Source organism: Allobosea sp. (genome assembly GCF_048595345.1).
GTDB lineage: Bacteria > Pseudomonadota > Alphaproteobacteria > Rhizobiales > Beijerinckiaceae > Allobosea.
On sequence record NZ_JBMDWH010000154.1, the window covers coordinates 1 to 12,516 of the forward strand.

Genomic DNA, 12,516 nt, shown 5'->3' on the forward strand with positions numbered 1-12,516 from the left:
TCGCTGGTGGGGGAGGCGTCGATGCCGCGCTCGACGATGTCGATGAATTCGCTCTTGTTGTAGGCGATGCCGCCGCCCGTGCCGCCCATGGTGAAGGAGGGCCGGATGATGGTCGGCAGGCCGATATCCTCCAGCGCCTCCAGCGCTTGGCCGAGCGTCTTGATGTGGTGCGAGCGGGGCGTGTCGAGGCCGATCTTGGTCATCGCCTCGCGGAAGAGCTCGCGGTCCTCGGCCTTGTCGATGGCCTCGGCGGTGGCACCGATCATCTCGACGTCGAATTTCTCGAGCACGCTGATCTTGCTGCCGTCCGCCTGCTCGATCGTCTTCTTGTTGAGCGAGAGCGCGCAGTTCAGCGCCGTCTGGCCGCCCATGGTCGGCAGCAGGGCGAAGCCGCCCGGCAGGACGTTGCGCTCCTTCTCGATGATCTTGGCGACCACCTCGGGCGTGATCGGCTCGACATAGGTCGCGTCGGCCAGCTCCGGATCGGTCATGATCGTCGCCGGGTTCGAGTTGACCAGCACGATGCGGTAGCCCTCGGCCTTCAGCGTCTTGCAGGCCTGGGTGCCGGAATAGTCGAACTCGCAGGCCTGGCCGATGATGATGGGACCGGCGCCGATGATCAGGATCGTCTTGATGTCTGTGCGCTTGGGCATGGTCTCGACCGGTCGACGGACGCGCGCAAGGCCGGTCCGTTCGGGCGAGCGGAGGCCTGGAGCGCGTCGGAATGAATGCTAGGCGCTCGCTATAGACGGGCAAGGCCGCGGGGGGAAGGCAAAAAGCGCGGTCGGGCGATGACTGTCGCGCGAATGAACGCAACCCCGTGCGCGAGAGGCCGCAATCCGCCCGATTGCTGCGCCTCGCCCGCCGGCAGATTCGCCGAGACTTGAGGCGCGTCACGTCTGGCCCGGAGCTGCGCTCGGGAAGATCAGACCTTCACAAAAACAGTCGATCTTTCACGCGGCCTGTGTCAATCTGCAGGCGCTGGCCACCGATTGTTGCGCGCCGGCAAATTATATTCGGCTTTGAGCGACCCAATCCGCCGGAGACTGCCGCGATGCCCGACAGCGACCAGAGTCAGGATGCGCAGACGGGCTCGGCCCGTGCCAGCATCCTAAAGCAGGCGCGGCTGCTGATCGGCACCAGCTACGACAAGCTCGACTGCTCCCATATGGTGTGGACGGCCTATAAGAATGCCGGCTACGAGTTTCCCTACACCTCGACATCGGCCTATCCCGCCGTGCTCGTCGGCACCTATTTCGTCGAAATCACCGAGGCGGAGCTGAAGCCGGGTGATCTCATCCTGTATTCGGGCCATGTCGGCATCTACGATCCCGATGGCTGCTCGATCGTCAACACGGCCCAGTGCCAGGGCCAGAAGGATGCCTCGGAGATGCGCGTGCTCAGCGCCCGCTCCGGCAAAAACCTGGGGACGGAATATGGCCGCTCCTCCTGGTTCGGCACGCCCAAGAAATATCTCAAGTGGAAATCTTTCTGACGGGCCGGGCCTGATGGCAATGTCTTTGTTCCGAACGGCCGATCGTCGCTTGGCGCGTGGCTTTGCCGTGGCGGTGGCGCTGCTGTGCGCCGGTGCACCCGCCGAAGCGCAGACCGCGTCGCCGGAGGCCCGCTTGCGGGCCGAGGCCTTCATGCGCGATATGCTCGCTCTGGAGGGGAGCGGCGAGCGTCTGAAGGAGCTGCTCGGCCGCGCGCCGAGCGAGGTGTTCTACCGGTCGGTCGACTATGACTCGTCGGAGGAGCCGGGCTGGGACGAAATCGCTGTCGCCTCCGCCCCGACGCTGGGCGAAACCAGCTGCAAGCCGCTCTCGGCCACGGAGACCGCATGCGCGGTGACCGTCGCGTTGGGATCCGGCTTCGTCTTCAGCCGCGAGGACTATTGGCCCGCGACGCTGGAGTCGCAGCAATACGAGGTGCGCGTCAGGCCGGAGGGCTGCAAGATCGTCTCGCGTCTGCCGCGTCCGTTTCTGACGCCGGCTGGTGCCGTCGGCTTTCTCGGCCAGCCCCCCTATGACCAGCCGCGCCTGCTGGCGTTGAAGCAGCAGCTCGAACGCCGCTAGCGCGTTCGCCGTTCAGCTTGCGTTCGGATCCAAGCGCTACAGGAGCGGAGCAGCCTGTCATCGCGGCTGCGAAGCGTGGACGATTGCCCATGATCCTGCGTCGGCATGGCCGCCAGCTCCTGACCTATGGCTTTGCCGGGGGGCTGACGGCGCTCGCGCATTACGGCGTGCTGATCGGGCTGGTGGAAGGCGCGGGCGCCGACCCGGTGCCGGCGACGCTCGCCGGTTTCGTGGTGGGCGCGGTGGTGTCCTACACGCTCAACCGCTGGATGACCTTCGATGCGACGCGCAGCCATGCTGAGGCCGGCTGGCGCTTCGCGCTGATCGCGGCGGCCGGATTTGCGCTGACCTGGGCGCTGATGCACCTGTTCGTGACGCGGCTCGGCCTGCCTTATCTGCCGATGCAGCTGGTGACGACCGGGCTGGTGATGGTCGTCTCCTTTCTGGGTCATAAGTTCTTCAGCTTTGCCGATCGGGCGGGGTGAGGGAGAGCACCATGAAGACCGGTTCATGCCTGTGTCGCGCGGTCACGCTGACCATCGCGGGCGATCTGCCCCAGCCGAATTTCTGTCATTGCCGGATGTGCCGGAAGCAGACGGGGCACTATCTGGCCTCGACCGATGTGCCGCGAAAGGCGCTGACAGTGGCCGGCGAGGAGGCGGTGACGTGGTACCGATCCTCGGAGGGTATCCGGCGCGGCTTCTGCTCGGTCTGCGGATCGACGCTGTTCTGGGACCGCTTGGACCGGGATTACATCTCGGTGGCGATGGGTGTCTTCGAAGGGCTGACGGCGACCCGCGCCAGCCTGCACATCTTCGTCGCCGACAAGGGCGATTACTACGACATCGCCGACGGCCTGCCGCAATACGACACCGTGCCGCCACGCGAGTGACGGCGGAGGCGCGATTACCCAGCCTTGCGGCCCACCAGCGTGAACCGGTGCGGGTTGTGGCCGAAATTCTTGGCGGGGGTCACGGATTCGAAACCTGCCGCCGCGATCAGGCCGGTGATCTCCTCGAGGCGGTAGGTCGAGAGGCCGTATCGGGCCCTGAGCTTGCGGTAGTCGGAGAAGGCGGTGCGCACGAGGCCGGCGAGTGCCGCCGTCAGGAAGCCGCCGCGCCAGGCGAAGGCGAGGAGCTGGGAGGCGTCGGTCAGCGGGCTGACGTCGGGCGGGATGATGTCGGCGACGACCAGCTTGCCGCCTGGCCTGAGTTTCTCGCGCCAGGTGACGAGCAGGGCGGCCAGTTCGTCGCGCGAGAGATACTGGATCAGCGAATTGGCGACGACGAGATCAAGCGTGGCCTCGGGCAGCGCCTCGACCTCTTCGGGCGAGACGACGGCGACATTCGCCTTGGCGCCGAGCATGGCGCGCAGCTTCTCGCGCACGCTCGGCGCAGCCTCGCAGAGATAGAGCCTGCCGCAGGCGGCGGCGACGCGGCCGGCGTCCAACGCCTCGCCGCAGCCGTGATCGAGCACGACCGCGTCGCGCGAGGGGATGTGGCTGATCAGGTCGGTGGCGATGCCCCGGTAATGGAGAGCCTTGTGGCGCGGCGAGACATAGATCGCGTGCTCGCCGTTCCAGAAATCGCGCCAGGACATGCTTCGCCTTCACCCTCGCGGCCGTATCGCGCCGGCCCAGCTCTCGACTAGCCATAGAGGACGGGCGGGCGCAACCGGAGGAGGGCGGCTCTATCGCTTCAGGTTCACCACGACGACGCCGGCCAGCGCCATCACCCCGCCGATCAGCCCGAACAGCGTCGGCACTTCGCCGAGCCAGAAAAAGCCGATCAGCATCGCCGTCGGCGGCACCGCATATTGGAAGTTCGAGGCGCGGGCCGCTGGCAGGCGAGAGAGCGTGATCGCCCAGGTGACGTAGCCGATGAGACTCGGGACCACGGCGAGATAGACCACCGACCAGACCGAGACGGCCGGCGCGGTCTGAGCCTGCGCGATTGCGTCCGGAAGGAAGGGAAGCAGCACGAAGCCGCCGATGGCCATGTTCCAGGCCGCGACATGCAGGGGCTCGTGGCGGGCGAAGAGCGGCTTTTGCAGCACGGTGGCGATGGCGTTGAAGAAGGCCGCGCCCAGGATCAGCAGCACGCTCGTGCCGATCTCGACATCGAGCCCCTTGCCGAGCGCGATGATGCCGATTCCGGCGAAGGAAAGCGCCGTTCCCACCCAGGCGGTCAGGCTGAAGCGCTCGCGCAGGATCACCATGGCGAGCACCGCCGTCATGATCGGGTTCGTGTTGATGATGAAGGCGGCGGGGCCTGCCGGGACGACGCGCTGGCCGAAATTCAACAGCACCGCATAGCCGGCGATGAAGAGCACGCCGCCGACGAGGAAGCGCCAGATGTCGCTCGCCTGCGGCAGCTTCGCGCGCATCGCGATCAGGAAGAGAGCGGCGGGCAGGCCGGCGAGAGCAAAACGCAGCGCCGCCATTTCGGCTGGGCTGAACCCGGCGAGTCCGGCGCGGATCGCCGGGAAGGCGGAGGCCCAGGCGAGAACCGTGAAGGGGATGGTGAAGAGCAGGATCGAGCCCGGGCGGCTCCCGCTCACGAGGGCTGGGGCGGTCGAGCAGGTTCGAGAAGACATGGCGGTCACTCCGCTTTGGACGATCTCGGCCCGATAGACGCCTCCCGTAGCTTATTGACAAACGACCAATTCGCGCATGAGCTGTGAGCATGGATCGCGGCTTGAACCTTCCTCCCCTCGATACCTTGCGCGCCTTCGAGGCGGCGGCGCGAACGGGGAGCTTTTCGGCGGCGGCCGAGGCGCTGAACCTCACCCATGGCGCGGTCAGCCGGCAGATCGCCAAGCTGGAGCATTGGCTTGGCTACCGCGTTTTCCTGCGGCAGGCGCGCGGCGTGTCGCCGACGCCGGAAGGCCAAAGGCTGCTGTTGCGCACGCAGGAGGCTTTCGCACTGATCGCGGATGATTCCGAACCCTGGCGCGAGCAGCGCGGCGGCGCCGTGGTGCGGCTCAGTGCCCCGCCCTCCGTCTGTGCGCTGTGGCTGATGCCGCGCCTCAAGCTGCTGGAGGCGGGCGATACTGGTCTGCGCATCGTGCTGCAGGTGGAGCACCGCAAGGTGGATTTCGAGGAGGAGGGGGTCGATCTCGGGATACGCTGCGGGCGCGGGGCGGCGCCCGACCGGTTCTCGCTGAAGCTCTTCGAGGAATGGTGCTTTCCTATCGCCGCTCCGGGCTTGGACGTGGAGATCGGACCGGGCGCGCCCGAGCGCCTGCTGGCGCATTCGCTGATCCATGATTCCGACGGCTCGGGCTGGCGGGCCTGGTTCGCCGCGCAGGGGCTGGATTACCGGCCCCGCCCGCAGGATCGCCGCTTCGAGGATTACAATCTGGTGCTGGACGCCGCCGCCCATGGGCTCGGCATTGCGTTGGCGCGTCCGCCGCTCGCGGCCGGCGCTCTCGCTGCGGGGCGGGTCGCGCGGGTCGACGAGCGCGAGGGGCTCAATCCGGTCTGCTATTGGCTCGATCGGCCGCTTCGGGGGCTCAGGCCTGCCGCATCGGCGCTGGCGGAGCGGATAGGACGCGAGGCCGAGCTGCCGGAGGGCGAGATGGAGCGGTTCCTGGCCCGGCAGGCGCCGCCGGACCGGGCCGGTCCGGCCTGAGCGAGCCTGCGTTCAGCGCAAGCTATGCCGTGGCGCCGCGACCTCGCCACGCTGGCTGGCGCGGGCCATTTCGAAGCTGTCGGCGATGCGCCTTGCGCGAATGATGAAAGCGAAGGCGATGTCCGGCGGGCAGATTTCCTGCGCCGTCGCCTCGAACAGCTCCAGCCAGCGGTCGAAATGGGCGCCCGTCAGCGGCAGGATGAGATGCGGGCGCATCGGGCGCCCGTCATAGCGGCCGGTGCGCAGCATGACGCTGCTCCAGAAATCGGTGATGCGGCCGATATGCTCCTCCCAATCCGCCACGGCCTCCATGAAGACCGGGCCGATGAGCGCGTCGCGCCTGGCGCGCGCATAAAAGATGCGCACGAGGTTCGCGATCATCGCCTCGGTGATGGCGGGATGGGCGGCGCCGGGATGTGTGAGCGGGTTTTCGGTCATGGCGGGCTCGCGGCGGGACTGATCCGCTATGCAGAGGCAGGCAGGCGCTGGATAGAGGCGCCGGGGTCGCAGGCCTGCTGCGAGGCCTCGCCTGCCTCCGTTTCAGCGGCCTCATGCCCCCGCTCCAGAAACGCCCGCATCTCCTCGGCGAGATCGAAGAAGCGGTCGCGCACCGCCTTGGCGTGCGGGTTGGCGCGTTCGATCGCCATGAAGACGTTGGGCGCGTCGTAGCGGACCATTTCGGTCGCCTGCATCAGCAGATCGAAGCTCGCCGTCGTCATGCGGCGCGGCAGCGGCTCCATCTGCACCAGGATCTTGGCGATGAGATGGGTCAGGCCCTGCACCATCGCCACCTCGCGGTCATGGGCGTCGGCCGTGGTGACGATCACCTTCAGCTTCAGGACATGGCGCAGGAAGGCGGCGATCCTCGGCGTGGCGCCGCCGCGGATCGGGCAGAGCGCGATCTTGAGGCCGGCGAGCCCGTCGCGGGCGCTCTGCGGGCCGAAGAGCGGATGGGTGCCGACGATGCCGACATGGGCGGGCAACCCCTCCAGCAACGCCTGTGCCGGGCCGATCTTCACCGAGCCGACATCGAGGACCACGGTGCCGGTCCGCAGATGCGGACGCAGCGCGGCGATGGCGTCGGCGATGGCGGGCACCGGCACGGCGAGGATGACGAGATCGCAGGCCGCGACCTCGGCCGCCGTGGCGGGCGACAGTCCCTTGCCGGCGCCATCGGCGACGGGCGGCCGCTGCGGATCATGGATCCGCAGCGCGATATGGGGCTGGAGATGGCGCGCCATCAGCCGCCCGAAGGCGCCGAAGCCCATGATGCCGATGTTGGAGACGGTTCTGAGTTTGGAAGACATCGCGTTGGTCCGGTTGAGAGCCGCGATGTCGGAGAGAAGCCTTGAGTTCAACCGCCAGCGCGGCGGTTGAGCATGGGATTGCCACCGCCTCTATGAGGACGGGGCGTGATAGCTGCGGAGGCTGGCCATCAGGCTGATCATGCGCCGCTTAAAGCGCGCGGCGGGGGCCTCTGTCAACGCTTCCAAGGTCGGCCGCGGCTTTGCCGCCAGCCCCGGCGTCATCCCGGACGAGCCGCGAAGCGGCGCAGCTCCGGGATCCATCATCGAGCGCTATCCTGGTCAGGCTTTCGCCCTCCGATGGATCCCGGCGCTTCGGCCGGTATGACGGCGGAGGTTCGTGCGTTCGACGAGAGCGGCCTTCGCCTCAGGCCGCCTTCGCCTTGTCCATCAGCTCGACGAAGCGGGTGAAGAGGTAATGGCTGTCCTGCGGGCCGGGGGAGGCTTCCGGGTGGTGCTGGACGCTGAAGGCCGGGCGGTCGGTCAGGGCGATGCCGCTGTTGGAGCCGTCGAAGAGCGAGACATGGGTCTCGACCGCATTCGCCGGCAGGCTCGCAGGATCGACGGCGAAGCCGTGGTTCATCGAGACGATTTCGACCTTGCCCGTGGTCTTGTCCTGCACAGGGTGGTTCGCGCCGTGGTGGCCCTGTTTCATCTTCATCGTCTGGCCGCCGATGGCGAGCGCCAGCATCTGGTGGCCGAGGCAGATGCCGAAGGTCGGCACCTTCCTGTCGAGCAATTCCCTGATCACAGGCACGGCATACTCGCCGGTCGCGGCCGGGTCGCCCGGGCCGTTGGACAGGAAGATGCCGTCCGGCTTCAGCGCCATGATGTCGTCGGCGCTCGCGGTCGAGGGCACGACCGTGACGTCGCAGCCGGCCTTGGCGAGCAGGCGCAGGATGTTGCGCTTCACGCCGTAATCGATCGCGACGACCTTGTACCTGGCGGCCTCGCGCTCGCCGTAACCCTGCGGCCAGACCCAAGGCGTCTGCGACCAATCATAGCGCTGCGAGGCGGTGACCAGCGGCACGAGGTCGAGCCCGGCCATGGAGGGCAGGGCGGCGGCTTCCTTCTTCAGGCGCTCGACATCGAAGACGCCATCCGGGCTGTGGGCGAGGATGGCGTTGGGCATGCCGTTGTCGCGGATCAGCGCGGTCAAGGCGCGCGTGTCGACGCCGCAGATGCCGACGATGTTGCGGGCCTTCAGCCAGGCGTCGAAATGCTTCGCCGAGCGCCAGTTCGAGGGCTCGGTGATGGCGGCATGGAGCACGCAGCCGCGCACGCCCGAGGACGCTGCGGCGTTCACCGTCTCGGTGTCCTCGTCGTTCACGCCGACATTGCCGACATGCGGGAAGGTGAAGGTGACGATCTGCCCGGCATAGGAGGGGTCGGTCAGGATTTCCTGATAGCCCGTCATCGCCGTGTTGAAGCAGACCTCGCCCGGCGCCTCGCCGGTGGCGCCGAGGCCGAAGCCCTCCAGCACCGTGCCGTCCGCCAGCACCAGGAGCGCGGTCGCGCGCGGTTCGGTCCAGCCGGTCTCGGCGGGGTTTCCTTCGTGAGCGGTCATGTCTATGTCTCGGTCCAGGCCGCGTCTGGCGGCAGTCATGCGGTGGCGGAGCTTCGCGAAATCCGCGCCGCCGGTCTGGAACGCGAGCCTTAAAGAGGCTGGACCAGCCCGTCAATCGAAGCTGGCGCAGGCCACACAAGAGAAAAAGGACCAACGAGATGACCACCCTGCGCGAGCGCTTCATGCCGGACATGAAAGAGGCGATGAAGGCCGGCGAGAAGGAGAAGGTCGCCGCGATCCGCCTGATCATCGCGGCGCTGAAGGAAAAGGACATCGAGGCCCGCGGCGCGGGCAAGGGCGAGGCGAGCGAGGACGAGATTCTCGGCGTGCTGCAGAAGATGATCAAGCAGCGCCAGGAATCGATCGCCATCTACGATGCCAATGGCCGGCCCGAGCTCGCCGCCGGCGAGCGCGGCGAGGTGGCGGTGATCTCCTCCTATCTGCCCAAGCAGATGTCCGACGAGGAGGTGAAGGCCGCGATCGACAAGGCCATCGCCGAGACCGGCGCGACCGCTGTCAAGGATATGGGCAAGGTCATCGGCGTGCTGCGGGGCGCCTATGCCGGCCAGATGGATTTCGGCAAGGTCAGCCCGATGGTGAAGGCGGCTCTGGCGGGCTGAGGCCTGCCGCCGGCGATTTTTTGCCACTTCAGCGGGGCAGGCTTGCGGCAAAGGAGACATCCGATGCCGCAAGCCATCCGCCGTGCCTTATGGCTCTCCACCCTTGCCCTCGCCATGCCGGTGGCGGCGCTGGCGCAGCAGGAGGGCTGGGGCAGCAGCTACACCATGGGCACGCTCGCCGTCGGCGTTGCAGTCCCCGGAAAGGCGCGCCTGACCTTCTATTGCGGTGAAAAGTCCGCGGCCCGGGCGAACAAGCTGATCAAAAGCGGGCCTTATCTCGAAGTGTCGCTGCCGAAAGCAGTCGGGCTCGACAAGGCGACATCGCTCGACCTCGTGATCGATGGTCGCCAGACCAGCATTCCCGTGACGGCCGAGGCGGAGGGCGAGAGCGTCTCGCTGCGCTGGGAGCCGGGCGCGCGGTTCGGCGCGAAGCCGATGAAGGGTGTGGTGGCGGGCCTCGCCAAGGCGAAGACTGCCACGATCAAGGCAGCCGGCCAGACGGCGGAGCTGCCGCTGGCGGGGGCCGCGAAGGCGCTCGCCGACGACCCGCTCGGCTGCTAGGCCGCCTGGGTTTCGCGCTCCGGCCCGCGCGATATCCGTCAGCGCGAAATCCTCGCCCTTGTAGAGCAGTGGCCAGCCGCGCGATTTCGCCAGCGCATAGGCCGCGCAGTCGCCCATGTTGAGGCGGGCGGGGTGCCGGCCCTTGCCGTAACGGCCATAGGCCTCGAAGGCGAGATCGGAGAGTGGCTGATCGAAGGGAATGATTTCTATGGTGTAATCGGCTATGAAATCATCGAGCGCGGTGCTGGGTAGCCCTTTCGTAAAGGTCAGGACGAGGCTGGCTTCGAGGAGATTGACGGCTGTCATCTGCCTTTGTCGCGAAGTCTCGATGAGGTCGATGAAGGCGAGGCGTTCCGCCTCACCCGTCAAGCATACCACGACTGCCGATGTATCGATGACGAGCTTCACCAGAAGCCGTTCTCATCATAGCCGATCGCCTCGTCCATCTCCTGCTTCGTCATCGACTTGCCCGTCGGCTTGATGCCGTATTTCTCGTAAAGCGCATCGAGCTTGCGCCTGCCTTCCGCCACGCGCCGCGCCTTCTCCTCCTCGGACAATTCGTCCTTGCCGAGCTCGCTCCTGACGGCCTGGCGCACGGCTTCTGTCAGGCTGAGGCCGCGGCGGCGCGCGAGCAGGCGCACGGCCTCCTCGGTCTCCCGGTCCTTGATGTTGAGCGCCATGGCTGTCTTCCTTTTTCGCGTTTTTCTTTATCACGGATGGCCCGCTGTGGATATGTCGGCCAAGCGGCGCGTCGGGCGGCACGCCGCTTGGCAAAGCTCTCGCGAGGGCTCAGATAAGACCCCATGAAATTCCCCCCATCGGTCCTTGAGGAGATCAAGGCGCGGCTGCCGGTTTCGGCGGTCGTGGGCAAGCGCGTGCGGCTGCAGAAATCGGGCCGCGAGTGGAAGGGGCTGTCGCCCTTTAACGCCGAGAAGACGCCGTCCTTCTTCGTCAACGACCAGAAGGCCTCCTTCTTCGATTTTTCGTCCGGCAAGAACGGCGACATCTTCAAATTCGTGATGGAGACCGAGGGGCTTTCTTTCCCCGAGGCGGTGGAGAAGCTGGCCGGCGAAGCCGGCGTGACGCTGCCCCGGATCAGCCAGGAGGCGCAGGTCCAGGAGGAGCGCCGCAAGGGTCTGCACGAGGTGGTGGAACTGGCGGCGCAGTTCTTCGAGGCACAGCTGGCGGGCGAGCGCGGGGTGGCGGCGCGGCGCTATCTGTCGACGCGCGGGCTCGAGGGGGAGGCGCGCACGCGGTTTCGCCTGGGCTACGGCCCGGCCGACCGCTTCGCGCTGCGCGATCATCTCGCCGGCAAGGGGGTGCCGGCCGAGCTGATGATGGAGGCCGGGCTTCTGGTTCACGGCGACGAGATCGCCGTGCCTTACGACCGCTTTCGTGACCGCATCATGTTCCCGATCCATGACGGGCGCGGGCGCGTCATCGCCTTCGGCGGGCGGGCGATGAGTGCGGAGGTTTCCGCCAAATATCTGAACTCGCCCGAGACGCCGCTCTTCCACAAGGGCTCGCTGCTGTTCAATCACCACAATGCGCGCAAGGCTGCGCACGACACCGGGCAGGTGATCGTGGTGGAAGGCTATGTCGACGTCATCGCCATGACTCTCTCGGGCTTTCCGCAGGCGGTGGCGCCGCTCGGCACGGCGCTGACGGAGGACCAGCTCGGCCTGCTCTGGCGCATGGCGGATGAGCCGGTGATCTGCCTCGACGGCGACAAGGCCGGCCGCAAGGCGGCGAGCCGGGCGATCGACATCGCGCTGCCGCTGCTGGAGCCGGGCAAGTCGCTCTCCTTCGCGCTGCTGCCGGACGGGCAGGACCCGGACGATCTCGCGCGCTCGGGCGGCAAGGCGGCGATCGCGGAGGTCGTGGGCGCGGCGCGCCCGCTCGTCGATATGCTCTGGCAGCGTGAGGTCGAGGCCGGCCCGCTCGATACGCCCGAGCGGCGCGCCGCCTTCGAGCGGCGGTTGAAGGAGCCGCTGGCCCAGATCCGCGACGAAGCGACGCGGCGCCATTACCGCCGCGAGATCGACGAGCGGCTGGAGCGGCTTTTCGCCGGCCCGGCGCAGGCGGAGCGGCCCGATATGCGCGGACGCCGCGGCGGCGGCTATCGCGAGGGCGGCAAGCCGGGGCGCGGCGGCGGGGCGCCCGGCGGCTTCGGCGCGCGCCCGCTCGCGCCGCTACGCGCCAGCCCGCAGCTCTCGCGCTCGCCGCTCTTCCTGCAGAAGCGCGGTGAAAACCCGCGCGAAGCCTTCATCCTCCTGGCGCTGGCGAGCCATCCCAGCCTGCTGATGCGCTGCGTCGACGAGATCGCCGAGCTCGCGCTCGACGGGCCGGCGGCGGAACGCTTCCGCCAGGCGCTGCTGGATGCGGCGATCGACGGGGCCTTCGACGCCGAGGCATTCGGCCTGCGTCTGGAGCAGACCAGGGTTGCGGAGGCGCGCGCCGCGCTGATGGCCGTGACGGGCGCGGCGGAACGGGCCATGCTGGGCCAAGCCGCTGATCCTGAATCCGTTTTCGAGTCGATTCGACAGGCTCTCGTCTTGCATCATCGGGCGCGCACGCTACATAGCGAGTTGAAGGCAGCCGAGCGCGCGTTGGCCGAAGACGCGACGGAAGCCAATTTCGCCTGGATGAAGGACGTCAAGGCCCGCCTCGAGACCAGCGAGGGGACCGAGGCCAGCGCCGAGGACTGACAGGCGGCGCGAAACCGGCCCGACCGGCGGCGCAGGGAAATCGCGATAG

The 12,516-nt window shown here is 67.6% G+C and carries 15 protein-coding genes and 1 pseudogene; 8 read left to right on the forward strand and 8 right to left on the reverse strand.

What is annotated here, in order from left to right; translation table 11 throughout:
* Positions 1-653 (reverse strand): carbamoyl phosphate synthase preATP-grasp domain-containing protein (locus ACOJTB_RS14280; RefSeq protein ID WP_465248408.1); only part of this gene is annotated, 653 nt, incomplete at its 3' end.
* Between the two features lie 401 nt (positions 654-1,054).
* Between ACOJTB_RS14280 and ACOJTB_RS14285 the strand changes: the two genes are divergently transcribed.
* The 4 genes from ACOJTB_RS14285 (at position 1,055) to ACOJTB_RS14300 (ending at position 2,967) form a co-directional block, all read left to right on the forward strand.
* Positions 1,055-1,495 carry an NlpC/P60 family protein gene (locus ACOJTB_RS14285; protein WP_420103193.1) on the forward strand — a complete coding sequence of 147 codons (441 nt, stop codon included), beginning with the start codon at positions 1,055-1,057 and terminating at the stop codon, positions 1,493-1,495.
* Between the two features lie 49 nt (positions 1,496-1,544).
* Positions 1,545-2,075, forward strand: a complete 531-nt coding sequence (locus ACOJTB_RS14290) for a hypothetical protein (protein WP_420103194.1) — start codon at positions 1,545-1,547, stop codon at positions 2,073-2,075.
* Positions 2,076-2,164: 89 nt separating this feature from the next.
* Positions 2,165-2,560 (forward strand): GtrA family protein, encoded by a 396-nt coding sequence (locus ACOJTB_RS14295; protein ID WP_420103195.1) that lies wholly within the window; start codon positions 2,165-2,167, stop codon positions 2,558-2,560.
* An 11-nt stretch (positions 2,561-2,571) separates the two neighbouring features.
* Complete coding sequence (locus tag ACOJTB_RS14300) at positions 2,572-2,967, forward strand: GFA family protein (RefSeq protein WP_420103196.1); 396 nt, start codon at positions 2,572-2,574, stop codon at positions 2,965-2,967.
* Between the two features lie 14 nt (positions 2,968-2,981).
* Here the strand turns inward: ACOJTB_RS14300 and ACOJTB_RS14305 are convergent, their stop codons facing one another.
* The gene (locus ACOJTB_RS14305) at positions 2,982-3,674 is read right to left on the reverse strand and encodes a class I SAM-dependent methyltransferase (protein ID WP_420103197.1); all 693 of its coding nucleotides are present in this window, start codon (positions 3,672-3,674) and stop codon (positions 2,982-2,984) included.
* 90 nt (positions 3,675-3,764) lie between these two features.
* Positions 3,765-4,670, reverse strand: coding sequence for a DMT family transporter (locus tag ACOJTB_RS14310; RefSeq protein WP_420103198.1), 906 nt, complete (start codon positions 4,668-4,670; stop codon positions 3,765-3,767).
* Positions 4,671-4,759: 89 nt separating this feature from the next.
* Between ACOJTB_RS14310 and ACOJTB_RS14315 the strand changes: the two genes are divergently transcribed.
* The gene (locus ACOJTB_RS14315; RefSeq protein ID WP_420103199.1) at positions 4,760-5,707 is read left to right on the forward strand and encodes a LysR family transcriptional regulator; all 948 of its coding nucleotides are present in this window, start codon (positions 4,760-4,762) and stop codon (positions 5,705-5,707) included.
* Positions 5,708-5,719: 12 nt separating this feature from the next.
* Here the strand turns inward: ACOJTB_RS14315 and ACOJTB_RS14320 are convergent, their stop codons facing one another.
* The 3 genes from ACOJTB_RS14320 to carA form a co-directional block, all read right to left on the reverse strand.
* On the reverse strand, positions 5,720-6,145 hold the full coding sequence (locus ACOJTB_RS14320; RefSeq protein WP_420103200.1) for a group III truncated hemoglobin: 426 nt from the start codon (positions 6,143-6,145) through the stop codon (positions 5,720-5,722).
* A gap of 26 nt (positions 6,146-6,171) precedes the next feature.
* Positions 6,172-7,014: a prephenate dehydrogenase/arogenate dehydrogenase family protein gene (locus ACOJTB_RS14325; protein WP_420103201.1), complete on the reverse strand. Its 843-nt coding sequence runs from the start codon at positions 7,012-7,014 to the stop codon at positions 6,172-6,174.
* A gap of 364 nt (positions 7,015-7,378) precedes the next feature.
* Positions 7,379-8,578 (reverse strand): glutamine-hydrolyzing carbamoyl-phosphate synthase small subunit, encoded by a 1,200-nt coding sequence (gene carA / locus ACOJTB_RS14330; protein WP_420103202.1) that lies wholly within the window; start codon positions 8,576-8,578, stop codon positions 7,379-7,381.
* A 158-nt stretch (positions 8,579-8,736) separates the two neighbouring features.
* Between carA and ACOJTB_RS14335 the strand changes: the two genes are divergently transcribed.
* Positions 8,737-9,198, forward strand: a complete 462-nt coding sequence (locus tag ACOJTB_RS14335; RefSeq protein ID WP_420103203.1) for a GatB/YqeY domain-containing protein — start codon at positions 8,737-8,739, stop codon at positions 9,196-9,198.
* A 63-nt stretch (positions 9,199-9,261) separates the two neighbouring features.
* Positions 9,262-9,759 (forward strand): hypothetical protein, encoded by a 498-nt coding sequence (locus ACOJTB_RS14340; RefSeq protein ID WP_420103206.1) that lies wholly within the window; start codon positions 9,262-9,264, stop codon positions 9,757-9,759.
* Between the two features lie 45 nt (positions 9,760-9,804).
* On the opposite strand, the pseudogene ACOJTB_RS14345 reads toward ACOJTB_RS14340, so the two are convergent.
* A pseudogene (locus ACOJTB_RS14345) lies at positions 9,805-10,167 on the reverse strand (type II toxin-antitoxin system VapC family toxin); the annotation flags it as partial.
* Positions 10,164-10,439, reverse strand: coding sequence for a type II toxin-antitoxin system VapB family antitoxin (locus ACOJTB_RS14350; RefSeq protein ID WP_420103204.1), 276 nt, complete (start codon positions 10,437-10,439; stop codon positions 10,164-10,166). The pseudogene ACOJTB_RS14345 and the gene ACOJTB_RS14350, both read right to left, overlap by 4 nt.
* A 123-nt stretch (positions 10,440-10,562) precedes the next feature.
* On the opposite strand from ACOJTB_RS14350, the gene dnaG reads away from it, so the two are divergent.
* Positions 10,563-12,467, forward strand: coding sequence for a DNA primase (dnaG, locus tag ACOJTB_RS14355; RefSeq protein WP_420103205.1), 1,905 nt, complete (start codon positions 10,563-10,565; stop codon positions 12,465-12,467).
* Positions 12,468-12,516: the final 49 nt, after the last annotated feature.

Coding starts and splice junctions, on each gene's coding strand:
- ACOJTB_RS14325 (WP_420103201.1), bottom strand. CDS start 7,014: ATGTCTTCCAAACTCAGAACCGTCTCCAACATCGGCATCATGGGCTTC.
- ACOJTB_RS14285 (WP_420103193.1), top strand. CDS start 1,055: ATGCCCGACAGCGACCAGAGTCAGGATGCGCAGACGGGCTCGGCCCGT.
- ACOJTB_RS14300 (WP_420103196.1), top strand. CDS start 2,572: ATGAAGACCGGTTCATGCCTGTGTCGCGCGGTCACGCTGACCATCGCG.
- carA (WP_420103202.1), bottom strand. CDS start 8,578: ATGACCGCTCACGAAGGAAACCCCGCCGAGACCGGCTGGACCGAACCG.
- ACOJTB_RS14335 (WP_420103203.1), top strand. CDS start 8,737: ATGACCACCCTGCGCGAGCGCTTCATGCCGGACATGAAAGAGGCGATG.
- ACOJTB_RS14315 (WP_420103199.1), top strand. CDS start 4,760: ATGGATCGCGGCTTGAACCTTCCTCCCCTCGATACCTTGCGCGCCTTC.
- ACOJTB_RS14320 (WP_420103200.1), bottom strand. CDS start 6,145: ATGACCGAAAACCCGCTCACACATCCCGGCGCCGCCCATCCCGCCATC.
- ACOJTB_RS14295 (WP_420103195.1), top strand. CDS start 2,165: ATGATCCTGCGTCGGCATGGCCGCCAGCTCCTGACCTATGGCTTTGCC.
- ACOJTB_RS14305 (WP_420103197.1), bottom strand. CDS start 3,674: ATGTCCTGGCGCGATTTCTGGAACGGCGAGCACGCGATCTATGTCTCG.
- ACOJTB_RS14340 (WP_420103206.1), top strand. CDS start 9,262: ATGCCGCAAGCCATCCGCCGTGCCTTATGGCTCTCCACCCTTGCCCTC.
- ACOJTB_RS14350 (WP_420103204.1), bottom strand. CDS start 10,439: ATGGCGCTCAACATCAAGGACCGGGAGACCGAGGAGGCCGTGCGCCTG.
- ACOJTB_RS14310 (WP_420103198.1), bottom strand. CDS start 4,670: ATGTCTTCTCGAACCTGCTCGACCGCCCCAGCCCTCGTGAGCGGGAGC.
- dnaG (WP_420103205.1), top strand. CDS start 10,563: ATGAAATTCCCCCCATCGGTCCTTGAGGAGATCAAGGCGCGGCTGCCG.